Below are 20,036 nucleotides of genomic sequence, written 5' to 3'. Positions count from 1 at the left end.
CGAAACGAATCCGACCTTGGCATCCGGCGGGGTCACTGTTGCAAGGCCGCGCCGCAGCGGTAACAGAAACTGGCTTCCAAACGATGCCGGTCGGCACCACAGCGATGACAGGGATGATATTCCCGTTCCACCTGCTTTGACGATGTCAGTTCGGCGCTGACGAAACCGGTCGGCACGATGATCAAACTGTATCCCAACAAAATCAACGCGGCGGAGATGACTTTGCCAGGTGCGGTGTGTGGCACCACATCCCCGTAGCCCACGGTGGTCATCGTTACGATCGCCCAATACATCGCTTGGGGGATCGATGTGAAATCGCTCTGTTGATCCGCCGTCGCGCCGGCTTCTTCCCACAATTCGGTCTCGACGAAATACATCAACGTGCCGCTGATGGTCACCGCCACCAAAACGACGACCAGAAAAACGATGATCTTTTCACGTGCCCGCCAAATTGCCGCGGACAGGTCGTCCGCCTCGCTCATCATCCGCCATAACTTCAAGACACGAAACACACGCAACAAGCGAATGCTGCGCAAGATCACGAACGATCGAGAATTCACGGTCGACGGAATTAGCGCAACGTAGGTCGGCAAAATGCTTAGCAGGTCAATGATGCCCCAGAAACTAAATGCGTACCGCCAAGGTCGCCGGGCACAGTACAGACGCAAGCCGTATTCGATCGTGAACAGCCCGGTCAGAATCAATTCGCCGGTAATGAACCAGGGCTTGGTGTCGGGGTTGTTACGGAATCCGGGAACCGTTTCCCAGGCGACCAAGGTGATGCTGGCCAAAATGGCCAACAACAAAGCAATGTCGAACCACCGTCCCAATGGCGTGTCGGCTTCGAAGATCACGTCGTACAGCGTTTGACGCACGCCAGGATTTTGTGGCCGCTGGGAACGCGCCAACCGATCGGACGCCGCGTTTGCACGTGGCGATCGTTGTCGCGTCGCCGACATTCCGGACGAAGCATCGCCTCGCTGCGGCGTGTCGGCGGTGTCAGAGGGCCGTGATTGCGAAGCGGCTTCTTCGTTCCCGTCCTGTTTCATGGCCGGAATTGTAGCGCAGGAGTCCGCGGAGCGTTAGCATGGATGGATCCCGAGGCGCCGACGGACACGACACCCCCGAACCGCTTTCGTTCCAGTGAAACGCCAACGCGTTAGAACGGATTGTCGTCGTCGAAGCCGCCGAACGGGTTGTCGCCGCCGGCATCGCCGAAGGGATCTTCGCCCATACCGCCGAACGGATCATCGTCCACCGCCCCACCGAACGGATTACCGGTGACGGGCGTCTCAGCCGTTTCGCTTTCGGATTCCGATTCGGCGGTTTCCGATTCTTCCGGCTTCGTTTCAACCGGCGGCATCTGTTTCAATTCCGGCAACTCGCTGATTTCCGGACGCAGACACTGAAGCGTGCCACGACGCGAAACCAGATAAAGCCGATCGGTCAGGCTGTTGTGGACCGCGCCCGCGGGCTGAAGCCCATACAGATTGCGAACGACCTTGCCGTTGTTGGCATCGATCACGCTGGTGCCGCCCGCGTTGCGAAGGGCGTAAACGTGGCCGGCGGTAACGCCCAAGATCTCTCGGGCACCTGGCGCCGGAGCATCCCACAGCAATTCGCCCGATGACGCATCAAGTGCGAAAACGTTTCCATAGGCGGTGCAGACGAACACGCGGTCGCCATCCAACAAGACTTGTTCGTTGACAGGTTCACCCAGCGGGACGGTCCAAAGCACGCGCCCGTTCTTGGTCGCCTGCATGCCGTAGACTTGGCCGGCAGTCGTCGCAAAGAAGAACCGTTCGCCCGTGCCCACGGCAAGCGGAGCGACGACTTTGCCAGAAGTGGCCAGCCGAAAATCAGCACCTGGTCTTCCGTCGGTGTGAACCACAAACACGAATCCCGTTTCAGTGGGAATCGCAATCTTGTCCGTCTCGACCGCTCCGGTCATCGGTGCCGCAGGTGGTCCGCTGGCCATCAACACAAAATCATCACGTTTAACGTCAGTCACGTAAACGCCTTCGATCGATCCCAACAACCCCGGCACGATTGCCAATTCACCCGCGATAGCGGGACCGAACAACGGTGGCCGCTCCAATTCGGCTTGCTTGACCAAGGCACCGTTTTCGATGGACAACACGAACAACTGAGATCCGTTGACCACGGCGACATACTTGTCGCTGCAACCGATCGAATAGTACTGGCGTCCGGGGTCGCCGACGTCTTCCCGCCACAGGGTTTGCCCCGACTCCGCGTCCAAGACTTCCAACTGACCGCGATCGGTCAACGTGATCAGTCGGACCAGAGGCACGTCAACGGTTCGCAATTCGGTTTCGATTCCGAAGCGGCGCAAACGCCGTTGTTGATTCTTGGCCTGTCGGGTCGCCTCTTCGATCCCCGTCAAATGATTGCTGAAGTTGGTCTGGTCGGTAGCAAAGCGGGCGACCACTTTGCCCGATGGCTTGCCGGCATCATCCGTCGCTTCGCCGTCCGCCGCAGCCCCACCATCATCCGCTACGGCTTCATCACCGGCCGGCGTTGCTTCATCGCCGTCGACTTGAACGAGTTCGACGTACTGACGAGTATCCGTTCGGCTGACGTGTAGCTTCTGGTCGACGACCGAATCCACGCCCAACGCCACGCTCAGTTGGTGTTGGTAGACTTGAACCAAGCCATAAGACGACGCCGTGTCGGGCGGCATCAAGTTGTCAGCGGACGCCGATGAACCGGCAACCGCCGCCAGAACCGACCATCCGGCCAGGACCAGCAAGCCGCGTTGCAAAGGCATGGCAAGGCGGGTCGGGGCGGACACGCAAAACGACGGACCGAACGCAGGAATCGACTGCACGAGATCATCCACGAAGGGCAAGAAGGGGATGGAAAAGACTTTGGCCGGTTGAATCGCGGAAAGACGATCGTGACGGGATCGACCATGGCCGCACAACACGGGCCGAACGACACATGGCGAAACCGGTTCCGCCACGCGTTGACGACGACTGACCAGATCGTAGTCTAACTGCCTTAGTCGCCCGTCGCGAATCAAAGCCCCCCGGCGGCGAGTCACGCGGAGCGACCGACCGTCACGACCGCACCCCTGGCACGACTTGTACGGATTATTCAGATCATGAACCTGGCCCCCCACCGCATCCTGATGATCGTCGGCGACTTTGTGGAAGACTATGAAGCGATGGTGCCGCTGCAGATTTTGCAAACGCTGGGGCAGGACGTCGTGACCGTTTGCCCGGACAAAAAGGCGGGCGATTTCGTGGTCACCGCGATCCACGATTTCGAAGGTCACCAAACGTACAGCGAAAAACCGGGACACCGCTTCGCCATCACCGGTGATTTCGCGTCGATCGACCCGGCGGACTTCGACGCGTTGGTAATCCCGGGCGGCAGGGCACCGGAATACCTGCGGATGATCGATCGGGTGTTGGAACTGGTTCGCCACTTCTTCGACACGGACAAGCCCGTCGCCGCGATCTGTCACGGACCACAGATTCTGTCAGCCGCCGGCGTGCTGCAGGGGCGTCAGTGCAGCTGCTATCCCGCGGTGGCGGCGGAAGTCACTGTCGGCGGCGGCCAATACGTCGATCCGGCCCCGACCATGGATTCGGCCCATGTTCAAGGCAATCTGGTCACCGCACCGGCCTGGCCGGCACACCCTGCCTGGATGCGTGAATTCGTGACGCTGCTGGAAAATTCGGGAAAATAGGTGGTCAACCGCCGGCGCGGGAAACTTGTCTTTACCCCCAACCGGCCTGGCCGCTAACATTGGCGGTGAAACTCCCGCGTGGACAGATCATCAGCCTAATGATCGGCCTGGATCCGGCCCCGCGGCAATCACGGACGGTCGAATAAGGAATTCACCATGGGCGGAGTCCCGGTGCTACTGTTGGTCGCCGCATTGGGCATGGATAGCGGCTGGTGCAGCGACGAAAACGGCGACACGCAATACATCATCCAGGTCGAACCGGACAAGTGGGATGACGTGCGTCGGGCCGGCGAGATCACCAGTACCTTGCCGGCGGAATTGCACGGTCGTGTCACGAAAGTCGTGATCCGAGTCGGAGATGATCCGCTGCCGCGGGACACCCCAGAAGTCGTCGTCCGAAAACCGGCCGGCGGTTTTGGTGTGGTTTGCGAAGGCCCCGTGATTCCCACCGTCGTCGATTGCGACGACCTGGACGCGATGCCCGCGCCCACGATTTCGGACAATGCATTCGGCACAGGCAATCGCCAATCCGAAAACCTTTCCAAGGCTTCAGGGCAAACGGATCACCTCGCATCATCTGATTCCGCCGAATCGTCTGATCATCCGACGACTCGGGTGATGAAGCCCGATCCACAGTTCGGCGGCTTCAATTTCCCTGGAACCTCCGCCAACAGCCAAGCGAACAACGCCAATACGGCCGCCGACCCGCGTTCCGGTGTGGTTCCACCACCGTCACCCAGTCGCGCCGCAACGGCCCAGCCCCGCGCCGGCGGTCCCAGCACGGCCCCGTCCACCGGACCGAATAACTATTGGCTGCCCGACGGCACGACGCCACGCAACAACCCAACGTCCTCGGGTCCCTCGCAACCCAGCACCCAACCGTCAAACGGCTTCAATACGACCGGTTACCCCGGAACAGGCGGCCCAGAAACGACTCAGCAGGTTTCCAACACGACTCCCGTTCTGCCGCCTGCCCCGTCAACCACATCGACCGGTCCTGGAACCGGCGCCGCATCGCCGACCGGTTCCGCTTCGTCGTTTGGTCAAGTGCCGGATAACTTGAACATCAACGGCTATCGCAACACGGCCGCCAATTCCAGTGCCGACGCCTACACCTACCGCAGCACGGAACCTTACCTGGGCCCCAAACCTCCGTCTTCGCAGACCGGCTACGGCGCCGGCTCCAACCCGAACAGCAATCCCCCTGGTACCGGCGCGCCAGGAACCACGGCCACCGAGGCCCCCAATCCCTATCGCACGGACACAATTTCGGCGACGTGGAACCGAATGAATCCAACCGACATCCAGTGGAACATGAACCACGGATGGACCCCGGAGACGTTCGAAAAGTTTCGCTTGCAGGGCGGTCATCTCTACAAGAACGCGTTGCCCGTCAATCCGCAGGGCTATCCCATCAACGCCCAGTACCAAGCGGTGTCCAACCAACAAGTCGCTTTGGAATACGTGACGCCTCGATTGGCCAGCGCCGGAAATGCAACGCCCGCGACCGGCGTTTCCACGGGCGCACCGTCATCGACCGGCGCACCGGCTGGACGCGTCCCCAGCTACGACAATCCCTTGTTCGCCCAAGGCGGCAACGCATCCAGACCCGGCACCAACGCGAATGGCGGTTCACCAACCGACATCTTGCCACCGCCCGTATTTCCGGGATCCGACCCGGCGAAAGATCGCTATCAATCCAGCGACCCGTATGCAACGACCACCGATCCACGTCGACGCTCCGGCGACCCGCGTGACGCAGATGGCAGGTATGCCGATTCCAGGTATGCCCGTGATCGTGACTATCCGACCGACCGCTTCGGTGATGATGCCGATCCGCGATATGCCGACAGTCGATCGCGTGGCTTGGATCCCCGCGACGGCGATCCGCGTTTGGACGATCGCTATCGCGACAGCCGCTTCTCGGATTCCCGATATTCGGACGATCGCCGGATCCCCCGTCGTGACAATTCCGATTCGATATCGGACTCTTATCGTGGCGATCGATACGCTCAATTGGACCGTGGTGACAGCCGCTTCGATGCTGACGCTTCTTACCGAGACCGGCTTTCGTCGTCTCGGAATGACGCGGGCACTGGCTTGGCTCGTGACCGACCGACCGCGAATGACTCGGCATTGCCGCCACGTGTGGCCGCCGGCCAATCCCCCAGCCCCAGCGACCGAACCTCCAACGTACAACCGTCAAAGGTGGAAGAGGTCGATCCACGGGCAAAGAAATTGATCGCGGCGCAACCTTTCTTCACCACGTTCCTCTTGCTATCAATCGTTGGTAACGTTTACTTGGTCTTCTGGTTGAAGGGGCTGCGACAGCAGTTTCGCGAGATGGTGATCGCAAAACGATCCACCGGCGCGGGACTACCGTCAGACTGACAGACCAATTCAAGGGGCAAGGCGGGGTTCCACAGATGGATGAATCCCACCATAATTACACTTACTAATGGATTTTGCCCTTCAATTATCAGCCTCGCACTACCCTACTCGCGTAAACTGTATTACCCCTTGAAAGGGGACTTTTTTTCAGTGCTGTTTTTCGGCTCGTTTCCGCGTCATCCTAAGGGACCCGACGCGGGGATCATCCGATCCCTCACTGGAGGAAAGTGATTCACCTGCCACCGTGATGTGCCACGGACAATTCCAAATTTGGGGTGTCCGAAAAGCGTCGGTGATGGCTTGGTGAGGTGTGTGAGGGGTATCACGTGGCCGTGACTGGTGGGGAACTTAAGCCTCCCTATTGGTGGCACGCAACATGCAGTGTCCGCCAATGTCGGGGTGAGAGTGTCACCCATCAAAATGAAAGAGGAGTCAGAGAATGACCAAGAACCTATTAATCGTCGACGATCACGAGATCGTCCGCATGGGGCTGAAAGTTGCGCTGCAAGACACCGACATTCAGATCGTTGGTGAAGCGGCGTCGGCTGCTGAGGGGCTAGCAGCGGTTGAAAAATTGAACCCGGACGCGGTCCTGTTGGACATCCGGATGGACGGCGGCGATGGGCTTAACGCCTTGGGCCGTTTGAAGCTGGACCACCCGGATCTGCCGATCATGTTGTTCAGCGCTTATGACAACCCGACCTACATCGCTCGCGCCGTGGCATTGGGTGCCGCCGGATACGTGCTGAAGTCGGCATCGAACGACCGCCTGATCGAAGCCCTGCAAATGGCTTTGGCCGGCGAATCGGCTTGGACCCGCGAAGAACTGCGACGCGTCACCGGCGCGCTGGCAACGCCGCGAATGAGCCAAGACATCGAAGTTCCGTTGACCCAACGCGAAAGCGAAGTCCTGCGTCAAATGGCTCTCGGCCTGACCAACAAGGAAATCGCAAAGATGCTGGGAATCAGCTACGAAACGGTCAAGGAACACGTCCAGCACATCCTGCGAAAGATCGGCGTTTCCGACCGTACGCAAGCCGCGGTTTGGGCCGTTCGCAAAAACTTGGTCTGATCGATCCACCACTTTGATTAGGGCATTCCACAATGCCGGATTTGGGAATGCCTGAAACGGCGTTGCGGTCGTTTCGGCTGTCAATGCGTACCGAGAGGTACGATTACCGTACGCCGATGAAATTCGGCGGCCGGGTGGTGAATGACGTGACCGTGGCTTCGGTCGATTGCCAGGCGGAAACGTCGATCGGCAGTGCAACGGGTTTCGGTTCGATGACGATGGGGGTCGCCTGGGCTTGGCCCGACCCCGATCTGACGGCAGACCAGAAGCTAGAAATCGTTCTGGAGTTGATGGAACGTCTGGTCGAATTGTTCAACGATTCGGCCTTGGCGGGCCACCCGCTGGACATCTGCCACCAGTTGGCCGAACAGCGATCCGCCATCGCGGACCAGATCTATATGGAACGCGGACTGGGCGAAACGATCCCAGAATTGGCGATATTGCTGGCCGCTTCGCCCATCGAGGCGGCGATATTCGATGCTCATGGCAAGTCCAACGGGCAAAGCAGTTACGCTTTGCTGGGCCGGGACCATCTTCCCGGGGATCTGTCACGTTTTCTGGGTGACGATTACCGCAATGTGTTCCTTGACGAACTGATCCGCCCCCAGCCGGTGGATCAGTTGCCGCTGTACCACCTCGTTGGTGCGCTGGACCCGTTGACCAACGCTGACGTCGACACGCCCGTGGGCGATGGGTTGCCCGAGACGCTGGGGCAATGGATTCAGCGAAACGGGCTGACGCACCTGAAGATCAAACTGGACGGTGACGATCTGCAGTGGGACGCCGACCGTGTCGCTCGCGTTCATGCAGTGGCCACGCAAACACGTCCTGATCTGGGCGACGGCTGGTCGTTCTCGTTGGACTTCAACGAACGCTGCCGTGACGAAAATTACGTCTTGCGGATGCTGGACCTGCTGCAACAGGAGGCCCCCGACGCGTTGAAATGCGTGGGCTATATCGAACAGCCGACGCACCGCGATTTAACGCGGCGACCGGCGATCACGATGCACCGTGTCGCAGAAAGCCTGCCGGTCGTGATCGACGAATCATTGGTGGATCTACACAGTCTGCGGACGGCGATGGACCAGGGTTATTCGGGGATCGCGTTGAAGGCCTGCAAGGGCCACTGCGAAGCGATCCTGTTGGGCGCGGTGGCCGTTCGCGAAGGCCTTTATCTGTGCGTCCAAGACCTGACTTGCGTTGGCGCATCGCTGTTGCATTCTGCGTCTCTGGCGGCACACATTCCGGGCGTGACGGCGATCGAAAGCAACGGTCGCCAATATTGCCCGCAGGGAAACCAGCGGTGGATGGAAGGATTCGGCGAATTCTTCGAAATCCGTGACGGGCGAGTGCCCACCGCAAAACTGGCGGGGAACGGACTGGGATACGGTGACGACCCCGCGTGGGATTCCGACAAGGCCTGAATGTTTGCGATTTGCCGGCGGCCCGGCATGGTGCGTCGATTGGGCGCATAGAGCCAGCGGCCATCGTCATCTGCCCACATGCGGACACCATCCGATCGCCGCGTGAACGCCGATCCAATTTGGTGTGGAGTTTTTTCCAATTTCTCCGGCGCCATCTAGAATGTTGTTCAGATGTGTGTGCCGAAGGTCGGTTTGCCAGGCGATCAAGACCGCAGCATCAGGGTGCCCGACCGAAACATTGACGCATGCAAGTGGTTTCAATGGTATGAACACATTCCGAATTCTGGCGGCGTTGACCGCCCCGATGATTCTGGCAACGACGCTTTGCGCCCAGCCGCCCTTTGGCGGACGTGGCGGTGACCGGGGCGATTTTGGCGGACGCGGTGGTGGACCTCCCGGTGGCGGCTTTGGTGACCGCGGCGGGTTCGGTGGACGCGGCGGTGGACCTCCCGGTGGCGGCTTTGGTGACCGCGGCGGGTTCGGTGGACGCGGCGGTGGACCTCCCGGCGGTGGTTTTGGGGACCGCGGTGGCGATCGAGGCAGTCGCGGCGGCGGTGATCGAGGCAGTCGCGGCGGCGGCGGACCGAGTGATTTTCTGAGCCGGTTGGATCGCAACGGAAACGGCGTCTTGGATCCCGACGAACAACAGGGTCCTGCCCAATTCCTGATCGGTCGGTTGCAACGCGAAGACTCCAGCATTCGTCCCGGATCCCCCATTCCACTTTCCAAGGTCACCAGTGCCTTTGAAAAGATGCGTGGGGGCGGCGGTGATTCGCGTGACCGTCGTGATTCGCGAAGCGATCCCGCCAACGATGCAATGGAGGTCGAATTGTTGGTGCCTGGATTCGACGCCGTGGTCGAATTCGATCCCATTTTGGGCTTCGGACCCAACGCGGAAATGATGGCCGTCCCGGTCAGCGACGCGGATCGACGCGAAGCGACCGAACGGATGCAGCGATACGACCGCAACAAAGACGGCTTTCTTAGCAGCAATGAAATGGAACGCTTTTCCGGCGATCCCATGGCGTTTGACCGAAACAAGGACGGCAAGCTTAGCTTGGATGAATTGGCCGTTCGCTACGCCAGACGTCGCGAAGCCCGCGAAGACGATCAGCGAAGACGCGATAGTGATCGTCGTCGCTCTGATGATCGAGACGATTCCGAACCGGTGGATCGTTATGACGGTCGAAAGTCGTATCGAATCATCGCCGGGGATGGCACCGACGGATTGCCGGGCTGGTTCATCGACCGCGATGGCGACAAGGACGGTCAGGTGCTGATGTCGGAATACACCAATGAATGGACCGACGCCGTGGTCAAAGAATTCAACGGTTGGGACCGAAACGGCGACGGAACCATCACGAGTGATGAAGCCAGGATCGGTGTCGAACGCGGCCCGGTCAGTTCCGACGGCGGATCACCCGCCCCATCGTCGATCGCAAGTTCATCATCCAGTTCGTCGTCTACCGCCACCGCGACAGCGGGCGATGTGGAGGTCAGCGACCGTGACATGGCCTATGCCGAACGCATTGTGAAGCGATACGACGCCAACGGTGACGGGGTGTTGGTGCCATCGGAATATGAGAAGATGCTGATGAAGCCGACCGGTGCGGACACCGACCGCGACGGTCGCGTTTCGATTCGTGAATACGCCGAATCCATGGCACGTCGACGCGCCCAATGACATCTCCGCCGGTCATCACACGTCTAAGCGACCCCGAATTTGGTTCGCTATGTGATGACTTGGCTGCCCAAGCTTCCCTATGGAACGCTCCGGAACACTGGCCCGGCGGCCCGATTCACCAGTGCGCCGCGTCCGGTGCCTTAAGATGGACACTTTCGTCCGACCATGGCGGTGTTGATTGGCCGCCGGACCGTCAGTTGTTGGCTTACCTGCGACTGGCTCAGGCCGATCTGACAACGACGTTCGTCCTGACCCAGTACGCCGGTGCCTGCCGTCGCATTGCGGGCAGCGAGAACGCGGCGGTTCGTGCCCAGCACCTGGAAGCCTTGCTGTCGGGTGATCGCTTCGGAACCGTCGGGATCAGCCATCTGACCACAAGCCGACGCCACTTGGACCGTCCCATTCTGTCGGCCCGCCAAACCGATGAAGGTGGATTGATTCTTTCCGGCGTCGCACCATGGGTGACCGGTGCCGCTCACGCCGAAGTGATCGTTTTAGGTGCGAAGCTGGATGACGGCCGAGAGGCCTTGGTGGCGGTGCCCACCGACCTGCCAGGCGTCCACTGCGGCCCAGGAGTTTCGATGATCGCATTATCGGCAAGCTGCACCGACATGGTCCGCCTCGATGACGTCGTCGTTTCACCATCGATGATCGTCGCCGGTCCGGTCGAAGACGTCATGAAGACCGGGTCGGGCGGGGGAACCGGCGGGCTGCAAACATCCGCACTGGCTTTGGGACTGGCGGCGGCGGCCATCGATTTCTTGGCCGATGAATCCGTCGCACGACCCGACCTGGCACCGATTGCGGATCAGCTGCAACGTGAATGCGATGCACAACTGGACAATCTGCTGGCGGCCGCCAACCCGCCGGGCGAAGACCAACATCTGCAGCCGGAAACTAAAATCCCCAGCGATCCGATGGCCATCCGAGGCCGGGCGAACGACTTGGTCATGCGTTGCACCCAAGCCGCGATGACCGCGGCCAAGGGTGCGGGTTTTGTCGAAGGCCATCCGGTGGGACGCTGGTGCCGCGAAGCTCTCTTTTTTTTGGTTTGGAGCTGTCCCCAACCAATCGCCCAAAACCATCTTTACAATCTTGCCGGGGTGTCGGGCGACACCGCCGGCTGATGTCCTTTCCGTGGCGTCGGTTGCCGCCCGGACTATTCCGGCTGGGCAAGTTGCCAATGGATAAAGTCCGATTCCGCTTCATTGAAGTCCACAACTTTGTCGACCAGCGGCATCTTGATCACCTTGACCTCCGGCTCGGGCTCGACATTACGCATGAAGCTCTTTTTCGCACTGAACTTGGGTTTCTGCATTGCCGATTCCAGCGTCCCGTGATCGGCATCGACTTTCTTGTTGATGTAATAGCGAACAAACGTGTCGTTGGAACCACCACCGAATAACACATCAACAACGTTGTCGTCGCCGCCGTCCAAATAATCGCTGGCGGGACCGCCGAACAGCATGTCTTCGCCCTCGCCGCCGTACTGGACGCTGACCAAGTGGTCGGCTCCCTCGTCCACAAATTCCTCGACGTCGTCAAAGAAGCAGACGTCGTCCCCTCGCAGCCCGAAGAAGATGACCAAGACCAATTCGTCGAACTCGAACTCTTGTTTGATGTTGTCGGTGTGGTTCCAGTCGTCCGGTTCGGCGTAGGTCAACTTGATTTTGAATTCATCTCCGTCGATCGAGATCTTGCACTCGTCGTCCAGATCGGTGCCGGTCACCGTGACGATTTGGTTGACTTCGTCGTAAACGATCGACTGGGCCGGTGCGTTGGTCCAAGCCAGAGCACACAAACACAGTACAGCGAACAGACGTTTCATCGGGTTTCTCCCATGCGGACAGGGTTCAGTTAGACGCCGAAACGCGATCTGCTCGGTTGCCGGCGTGGTTGTTTCTGATCTACCCAGCGTGGAAGTCACGCCGATGCAACGGGCAAAAAACACCGACAGTCGACGAAGCGGTGCCGTCACCTACCAGAAGTCGACGTCAGCCGCCAAAATTCACAGTCTGAGACATTTGGCACTCGTTCCCCACAACCTTCGTCAGCGATGAATCAAACAGCGGCTTCCGACCCCGACAACGGCGATGATTTCACCGACCCACGTGTGGCACGTCGGTCGAAACTACAAAAATTGACGGACATGGGGATCGATCCGTTCGGCGGCCGTTTCGACGACCGAACCTGGATCGGCGACTGTCATGCGATGAGCGATCAGGTCAAATTCCGGACCGCGGAAGGCGAAACGATTGATCTGCCCGATTTCAATGATGACTCGGTGGACTATCGACAATGGAAAACCGATCACGGCCCGGGCGAAGAAATTGGCCCAAAGGTTCGTGTCGCCGGACGCATTCAGTTTGCGCGACCGACCGGCAAACTGATCTTTCTGAACATCAAAGACTGGACCGGCAGCCTCCAGATCTTCATCGGCAAGAAGCAAGTCGGCGACGATTTTGAACTCGCCAAACTGTTTGACTTGGGCGACCTGGTGGGCGCCGAAGGACGACTGGGACGCACGAACACAGGCGAACTGACCGTGTTCGCCGAAAAGCTGTTCTTCCACACCAAGATGCTGGAAGTCCCGCCGGAAAAACACGCGGGATTGACCGATCCGGATCTGAAACAGCGAATGCGTTACGCCGACATGGCGTTCAACGATGGCGTCATGGAAACCTTCATGGCCCGCACCAAGATCATCCAGTCGATTCGCCGAACGCTGGACGATCAACAGTTTTGCGAAGTCGAAGGGCCCACACTTCACGCGGTCGCCGGTGGTGCGGCGGCACGACCTTTCACCACGCATCACAACGCACTGGACATGCCGTTGTACATGCGGATCGCGCTCGAATTGCATCTCAAGCGTTTGATGGTCGGCGGCATGGAACGTGTTTACGAACTCGGACGCGTGTACCGCAACGAAGGCATTAGCCCGCGGCACAACCCGGAATTCACAATGCTGGAGGCGTATCAAGCCTACGGCGATTACGGGACGATGATGGACCTGACCGAACGGTTGATCGTCGATGCGATCGACGCGATCGGTGGCGGTTACGTCCGGCCGTTTGGCGACGTGGACATCGATTTCACGCCACCGTTTCAACGTGCCACTTATGCCGAACTGTTCGCCAAGGCCACCAATGTCGATCCGGCGGACGAATCCGCGGTCATCGAACTGGCCAAGAAACTGGGTTTAGAAACCGAAGGCAAACATCCGGACGTCGTCCGCAACGAGATCTTCGAAGAGAAGGTGGAAGATACGCTGCAAGGTCCGATCTTTGTGATCGACTATCCCGCCAGCATTTGCCCGTTGACCAAACGCAAAGCGGATCAACCGGAGATCGCCGAACGCTTTGAATTGTTTATCAATGGAATGGAACTGGCCAACGCGTACACCGAACTGAACGACCCGGACCTGCAACAAGCGTTGTTCGAAACGCAATTGCAAGGTCAAGACGACGAAGATAGCATGGCCAAGATGGACCATGACTTTATCCGGGCGCTTCGTTACGCGATGCCGCCGGCAGGCGGACTGGGCGTCGGCATCGATCGTCTGGTCATGCTGCTGACCAACAAGCGGTCGATCCGCGACGTGATTCTGTTCCCCGTGCTGCGTCCGGAAAAGGATTCATGATGTCAAACAGGCAGCATTAAGCACGACAAACCGTGACGCAAAACGGCTCGCCCGAATCACCTTCGAGCGAGCCGTTTTTTTGTCGGCAATCAACGAAGCAAGCAATGATCCCGTGAATCTGTTCTATGCACCCGCTGCGGCAACCGGCATCGGCGCGATTTGATAGGCTCGCGAGCGGAACAAGAAATCGATGATGTTTCCTTCGTGCGGCTGCAACCAATTCAAGCGGTTGGTTGGAATCGGACCGATATTCAACCGATCAATCTCAACACAGTTCGCGGCGGCGTGTTGCAGTTTTTCGTTCCCCGTCAAAACGGTCCCGACCAATGTCGGTCCGATCCGTCGCAACATCTCCGATTCCGGACATTCAACGACGCTGACGAACGGGAACATGTATTCCTTGGCTGCCACACCACGATCGGGCGAATCGGCGTGGACCACCATCGGCCGCAGGTACGCACAATGCTCACGCTCGATCAGTTTTTCACCGAACGATGCCGTCATGTCGGTCACGCCCGATTCGGCCAAATCTTGCTGGACCATCGCGTGAGTGCCGGTCGCCATGGCGGGAACCGTGAACGCGGCCAATTGTGCCTCGTCATCGGCGGGCGGCCGGACATCGACAGGCCCCAATCGCTCGGCCAATGCTTGGGCAATCTCTTTGGTGTGACGACTGGCCCAAATGCCGCTGCAATTGATGCAACTGCGTCCGGAATTGCTCAGCACGCTCTCCACCATCACGTCCAAGTACTGTTCCCAATCATCGACCACATCATCGGCAATCAAGATCTTGGAAAATCCAGGACCGTGAGGCTGCACACGGGGATTGCCGGCGTGCTGGGCGACCGTTTGGGCGCTACCGAAAATCATACTGCGTGGTGTCTTGGTCATGATGGCCCCACCCGCATCATGGCCACCGGGATAAAGACCAAACGCTTCGGCTGGCACACCGGCCTGCATGAAAGCCGCGACCATTCGATAGGGCGTCCAGGGTTCCTGTGACCCCGGCTTCAACGCCAGACCAACCTGCAACGGAATCGCGGGCAGCCAAAGCGTGTGAACCCCGGGTGAATTGTTAGGCAACACAGCACCAAGCACCGGAGTCTGTGCCTGAAAGCTGACGGTGACGCCACGACCTTCTTCGCCATACCCACGTGCCAAGATCGAAAGATCCAGACCGCGGGTCAGGCAATCCAAGATCTGGTCCATGTTGGACAACACAAAGCTGTTCTTGGTCATATTCGAACGGCACATGTGCTCGGGCAGTCCGGTACTGGCGGATTGCTGATGCACAAAGTCGTCGACCGTCTGCACGCTGTCGCCCACTTTCAAGTCGGCATTTTCAAACAGCTGCGCCGCCTGCTTACACTTTTCAATCAAGTCTTCAGGCGAAAGTTGCAAGAGCGCTTCACGAGCCTTGTGAGCTTTTCGCATGTCGCGTCCGACGATCCCGCCGCCAACGGTTCCGACCTTGGCAATGGGTTCACCGGTATCAAAGTGCACGACATCGTTGAACTCCAACGATTCGTACGGCTTCCCCCAACGCAGCGGACTAAGCGTGATCATGATCGATCCAATCTCAAACAGAATGAAAGTCAGAAGTTAGAACGGTGACGACCGGCTTGGTCCGGTCTGACAAAGGTGAGGACCGGCGTCACGGGACAAAATGCAACAAGCCCAAAATCCCAAGCCGGCGTCAAATCCCAAGCCGGCGTTGTACGGCGAAAAAACCGTCAATCGCCAGCGTTGCAAACAACGTCGATTGATTGCATCGGCGGCCGATGGTCGCATTGCAATGCACAGCGATCTTAAAAGCGTGATTCGATGCCACGCGTTGTTCACAAGTCCATCGCAGCTACGACGCCAATCCGATGTGACCGACCGGCGAAACCATACCGCGGTTTAGTAGACGCCGACGGTCGTCGCGCTGGCCAATTCATGAAACGGCCGCACTCCGCTGACACCGTCCCAGGGATACGTATCAAACGGCATTTCGCGTTCGCCTTCGTCACGTTCCATGAACCCGGGGACGAAGAACTCGTCAGTCAATGTGTAAAGCTTCACGCGACCGGTTTCGCCGTAGCCTACCACGCTATCGTAATCCTCGAACTGGACAACTTCGGTGACCGCACGTGGCTGTGGTGCATAGTAGCTGATCTTGTAACCATCACTGGCAGTGACCGGTTTACTGCATGCCAACCCCATCAGTGTGTTGCCATAGGTCGGGGTCATGTAGATGCCACTTTCTTCCGGCGGCCCATCCAGCAATTCTTCAACACAAAATCGCGTCCACTGGGGCGTGAACTCGGTGCCGCCGGAAAAAATTCCGGTGATGCCACATTCGCCCAAACTAGTCCCACGCTCTTCAAGAGCTTCGCCCAGAGATTCCAACAACTTTGGCGTTGCAAACATGCACTTCACATCGTGACCCGCCGTCAGGATCGTGATCGCTTGGTCGATGCAGTGTTTCTTGTATTCCTCCAGGTGTTCCATCCAGCCCTTCTTGATCAGCTTGACCACCCAGCGGGGATCCAGATCGATACAGAAACAAATCCCGCCACGGTGCTGCGCCAGGTGCTCCACGGCCAATCGCAAACGCCGGGGTCCGCTGGGTCCCAGCATCAACCAGTTCGCGCCCTTGGGAAAGTATTTTTCCGGCAGGGTGTCACTGAACAGCTCGTAATCCTTCCAGTGGTCTTCAATCACCACGCGGCTCTTTGGGATCCCCGTCGTGCCGCCCGTTTCGAAAACGTAGGTCGGCTTGCCTTGATGGCCCTTGGGTACCCAGCGAGTCACCGGGCCGCCACGCAACCATTCGTCCTCGAAGTGCGGGAACTTCTTCAAATCATCAAAGCCCTTCACGTCGGTCAGCGGGTCGAAGTTCAGTTCGCGTTTCTTTTCCAACCAAAACGGACTGCCGGTATCGTCGCTGAAGTGCCAATGAACAGTCTTCAGGGTGTGTTCGTTCAAGCGGTCACGGGCTTCAGACACCTTCTTTTGGATCTCGGGATCCACGCCAGATTCGGCAGTACTCATCAACGCTCTCGCTACGGGGGTAGGGCGGGTGAAGGGGTTGGGCAGGAACGTCCCTGGACGTCTTACACAGTATGTCGACTCGGGAAGCACTTGACGATAACGCCGCGACCAGAAAACCCGAAGCGTTGGGACCGATCGGCGACGACGCCCTTCAACCGTGAATGATCTTCGGAGCCGCGCGGTCGCCAAACGCTGAACGTCCGATCAACAACCGCAGCCGCCCACAGAACCAACAAGGCGTCGGCAAAAAAAAGCCACCGACGACATTCCAGCCGACGGTGGCAACGTGATTTCGATAGGTGACCGGCAGTCTCGGTACATCGCCAAGATCCGCGATCTCACCCAGCGGGCGATCAGGGCGACGCGGGGCTGACCGGTGGAGGAACCGGCACAAACGGCTGGTTGTTGTCATTGTCGTCAGATGCCGCAGCGATCGCCGCAATCGCGGCCAAGCCGATCAATTCACCGCCGCCACCGACGAATCCGCCGCCACCGCCCGCGCCGCTGGGGGCGACGTAGGTTCCCGGTGGGATCGTCAAAGCCGAACCGAAACCTTCCTCAACGACTTCATCCTCGATGGCATCATCGGTCCCGTCGCTCGGTCCGTCGTCCGATGTGTCGACTACCGGGTCGATGGTGCCGGGAGGTGCCAATTGAACCACCAACTCATCCGCGATCGGCTCGGCGAAGTATGACACCAGTTGGGCTTTCGAAGATGCACTGCTTCGTGCCTGTTTGTCGCTGCCATCGACCAATTCAAAACCAACAACGGCAACACCGGTGGAACGAGCGGCAACCAGAGCGTAGGCAGCCGGCGGCAATTCTTCGATCTCGAACTTGCCATCCAAATCGGTCACGGCTCTGGCCGCTTCGGCACCTTCGCGGAAGATAAAGATGTTCGTGTCGACCGCGGGCATCAGCTTGTCGCCAACAGCCCCTGGAAGATAAACGCGGCCGTGCAGCTTGCCTCCGATACGGCGGACTCGCGACGACACTCCGGCGGCGACTTGCTTCGACAAACGCGTCAAATCCACCGATGCCATCGGGTCTTGGCCGGTCGACGCGGCACTGACGTAACGTCCGACCGCTTGCTGAACCAATGCGCGATCAATCGATGCAACGCTGAGGGCGGCCGTCGTGGGATACACGGCCGAATCGCTTGCATCCGAGGCGATCACGTGGACCGCGGCGATTCCCCAGACGTTTTCACCACGTGCCGACAAGGCGTAAGCCCCCGGCGGGACATCACGCAGCGTAAACCGTCCTTTGGTACTGGATTTGGCTTCCCAAACCCGACCATTGACGTCGACCAGGCGAACATCCGCACGGCTGACGGCTTGGTCGATGTTTCCGTTTTGCGGAATCATCACCTCCCCCTGCAGGCGACCGTCATCGGTCAGGCGGACCCACTGCCGCAGCCCGCTGCCTTGGGCAAACACGCTGCTGCAGAATAACAAGGCTGCACCAACAGCCAACGATGCGGATTTCATTAGATTCATGCCTTCCCAGGGTGGAAACGACGTCAGATATTCAAGGTGTCAATCAAGCTGGTGCCACCGACGGGGTGCATGCAAACAGACCGCCGGCCCACAAATTCGTCAGATTGATGATAAATCCCCCCACCGGCATTTCAACAATCTTTCGGGATGCTAGCAAAAAAACAAAAGAAAACCGCGACTCATCGAGCCGCGGTTCCGTCATTTCAAATTTTCGATCAGGCCCACGTCAGGGGCCCAGATGATCGCCGATCACGGCGATGCGGGGCTGACCGGCGGGGGAACCGGAACGAAGGGGAAGTTATTCCCGTCGTTGTCGTCAGCGATCGCGGCGATCGCACCGATACCGGCCAGTGCAGCGAGGCCACCGCCCCATCCGCCGCCGTATCCGCCGCCACCACCGTAGCCGCCGTATCCACCAGCGTATCCGCCGCCGCCGCCACCGCAGCCACAGGCGGAGGTACCGAAGCCACAGTCAACAATCTCACCGCCGATCGGCGTTTCGGAGATCACTTCGTCGCTGATGATGATTTCTTCTTCACAGCAAGCCGGAACTGTTTCTACAACGACTTCCTCGACACAAGTGACGACTTCGGGAGCCGGTGCACATTGCATTTCGAATTGGGGGCAACAGTGATGTCCCAGCAGACCCACCAGGGTTTCACCGTTGCTGCTGACCGAGGTCGTGCGATCGATTTCGTTTTCGTCGACCAATTCGAAACCGGTCAGTCCCAGACCGGCGGTTCCGACGGCCATCAGCGAGTACTGACCCGGGGTCAACGCGTCAATATGGAACTGGCCGTTCTCGTCGGTGACGGCTCGAGCGACTTCGGCACCGTTACGCAGAACAAAAACGTTCATCGACGGTGCGGCCTTCAGCTCGCCGCCTTCGGCACCTGCCATGTGAATTTGACCGCTCATCCCACCGTTGTCCTGTGCAACCCGCGAAAAGCCTTCGCCGATCACGCGAGCGGCCAGCTTTTCCAGATCGACGCTGTCCATGGTGCTGCTGTTACGCTGTGCACTGGCGGGCAAGTACCGAACCAACGCCATCTTGACCATTTCGTGGTCAACGTTGGCCGCGGCCAGTTCAACTTCTTCGGGATACCCAGCCGCGTCATTCGCAACGACGTGCATCGCGCTAACCGCGAAGATGCCTTCGCCGCGTGCGGTCAGGGCATAAACGCCGGGGGCGACGTTATCGAACTGGAAGCGTCCGGTTTCGTCCGTTTGAACCGTGACGGTTTGGCCGGCAGGTCCGGTCAACGCCAGCGCCGCAGCCTCGACGGCTTGCGACGTTCCGTTCTCGGTGGGCAGAACAATTCGTCCGACCAAGTGCCCATCAGCGGTGGATCGCACCCACTGATTCGAAGTCAGATGGTTCCGCGTCAGCTGCACTGCGAATGCGGGCGTGATCATGCCCAACAGTGCCAGCAAAGGAACGAAGAAAAGCCGTTGCATTGGAGGTTTACCTCGAAATCGTCGATCAAGCGGGGGGTGTAACTCTTGTGAAGATAGGTAAGCGGTATGGATGATATTCTGCGACGCAACGGATTTCAACGACCGAATGACAACGAA

The 20,036-nt window shown here is 59.0% G+C and carries 15 protein-coding genes; 8 read left to right on the top strand and 7 right to left on the bottom strand.

Translation table 11 applies throughout. The features are described 5' to 3' along the window. Positions 1 to 32: 32 nt before the first annotated feature. On the bottom strand, positions 33 to 1,049 hold the full coding sequence (locus tag HFP54_RS02860) for an ion transporter (protein ID WP_235951205.1): 1,017 nt from the start codon (positions 1,047 to 1,049) through the stop codon (positions 33 to 35). 110 nt (positions 1,050 to 1,159) lie between these two features. Next, complete coding sequence (locus HFP54_RS02855; RefSeq protein ID WP_168563978.1) at positions 1,160 to 2,788, bottom strand: BamB-related PQQ repeat family beta-propellar protein; 1,629 nt, start codon at positions 2,786 to 2,788, stop codon at positions 1,160 to 1,162. A 336-nt stretch (positions 2,789 to 3,124) separates the two neighbouring features. Between HFP54_RS02855 and HFP54_RS02850 the strand changes: the two genes are divergently transcribed. The 6 genes from HFP54_RS02850 (at position 3,125) to HFP54_RS02825 (ending at position 11,413) form a co-directional block, all read left to right on the top strand. Further along, the gene (locus tag HFP54_RS02850; protein WP_168563977.1) at positions 3,125 to 3,715 is read left to right on the top strand and encodes a DJ-1/PfpI family protein; all 591 of its coding nucleotides are present in this window, start codon (positions 3,125 to 3,127) and stop codon (positions 3,713 to 3,715) included. Between the two features lie 156 nt (positions 3,716 to 3,871). Next, positions 3,872 to 6,106: a hypothetical protein gene (locus HFP54_RS02845; RefSeq protein ID WP_168563976.1), complete on the top strand. Its 2,235-nt coding sequence runs from the start codon at positions 3,872 to 3,874 to the stop codon at positions 6,104 to 6,106. A 439-nt stretch (positions 6,107 to 6,545) separates the two neighbouring features. Further along, positions 6,546 to 7,178, top strand: a complete 633-nt coding sequence (locus tag HFP54_RS02840) for a response regulator (protein WP_145300925.1) — start codon at positions 6,546 to 6,548, stop codon at positions 7,176 to 7,178. 47 nt (positions 7,179 to 7,225) lie between these two features. After that, positions 7,226 to 8,602: a mandelate racemase/muconate lactonizing enzyme family protein gene (locus tag HFP54_RS02835; RefSeq protein ID WP_235951204.1), complete on the top strand. Its 1,377-nt coding sequence runs from the start codon at positions 7,226 to 7,228 to the stop codon at positions 8,600 to 8,602. A 265-nt stretch (positions 8,603 to 8,867) separates the two neighbouring features. After that, positions 8,868 to 10,286, top strand: a complete 1,419-nt coding sequence (locus HFP54_RS02830) for an EF-hand domain-containing protein (protein WP_168563974.1) — start codon at positions 8,868 to 8,870, stop codon at positions 10,284 to 10,286. Beyond that, the gene (locus tag HFP54_RS02825) at positions 10,283 to 11,413 is read left to right on the top strand and encodes an acyl-CoA dehydrogenase family protein (RefSeq protein ID WP_168563973.1); all 1,131 of its coding nucleotides are present in this window, start codon (positions 10,283 to 10,285) and stop codon (positions 11,411 to 11,413) included. Before HFP54_RS02830 ends, HFP54_RS02825 begins: the two co-directional genes overlap by 4 nt. Before the next feature lie 32 nt (positions 11,414 to 11,445). On the opposite strand, the gene HFP54_RS02820 is transcribed toward HFP54_RS02825, so the two are convergent. Then, a complete protein-coding gene (locus HFP54_RS02820) occupies positions 11,446 to 12,114 on the bottom strand; it encodes a calcium-binding protein (protein WP_168563972.1) in 669 nt (222 codons plus the stop codon). A gap of 228 nt (positions 12,115 to 12,342) precedes the next feature. On the opposite strand from HFP54_RS02820, the gene lysS reads away from it, so the two are divergent. Then, positions 12,343 to 13,926, top strand: a complete 1,584-nt coding sequence (gene lysS, locus HFP54_RS02815) for a lysine--tRNA ligase (RefSeq protein WP_168563971.1) — start codon at positions 12,343 to 12,345, stop codon at positions 13,924 to 13,926. Between the two features lie 123 nt (positions 13,927 to 14,049). On the opposite strand, the gene HFP54_RS02810 is transcribed toward lysS, so the two are convergent. Beyond that, positions 14,050 to 15,492, bottom strand: coding sequence for an aldehyde dehydrogenase family protein (locus HFP54_RS02810; protein ID WP_168563970.1), 1,443 nt, complete (start codon positions 15,490 to 15,492; stop codon positions 14,050 to 14,052). A gap of 100 nt (positions 15,493 to 15,592) precedes the next feature. On the opposite strand from HFP54_RS02810, the gene HFP54_RS02805 reads away from it, so the two are divergent. Beyond that, a complete protein-coding gene (locus tag HFP54_RS02805; protein ID WP_146412339.1) occupies positions 15,593 to 15,832 on the top strand; it encodes a hypothetical protein in 240 nt (79 codons plus the stop codon). Here HFP54_RS02805 and HFP54_RS02800 read toward each other — a convergent pair. The 3 genes from HFP54_RS02800 to HFP54_RS25150 form a co-directional block, all read right to left on the bottom strand. Further along, a complete protein-coding gene (locus HFP54_RS02800; protein WP_146412338.1) occupies positions 15,829 to 16,962 on the bottom strand; it encodes a phenylacetate--CoA ligase family protein in 1,134 nt (377 codons plus the stop codon). The two genes, HFP54_RS02805 and HFP54_RS02800, sit on opposite strands and share 4 nt — an antisense overlap. Before the next feature lie 353 nt (positions 16,963 to 17,315). After that, complete coding sequence (locus HFP54_RS02795; RefSeq protein ID WP_168563969.1) at positions 17,316 to 18,452, bottom strand: carboxypeptidase-like regulatory domain-containing protein; 1,137 nt, start codon at positions 18,450 to 18,452, stop codon at positions 17,316 to 17,318. Between the two features lie 258 nt (positions 18,453 to 18,710). Beyond that, positions 18,711 to 19,919, bottom strand: coding sequence for a carboxypeptidase-like regulatory domain-containing protein (locus HFP54_RS25150; protein WP_206035963.1), 1,209 nt, complete (start codon positions 19,917 to 19,919; stop codon positions 18,711 to 18,713). Between the last annotated feature and the right edge of the window lie 117 nt (positions 19,920 to 20,036).

Source organism: Crateriforma spongiae (assembly GCF_012290005.1).
Lineage (GTDB): Bacteria > Planctomycetota > Planctomycetia > Pirellulales > Pirellulaceae > Crateriforma > Crateriforma spongiae.
This window is presented reverse-complemented; position numbering and strand designations above follow the sequence as displayed.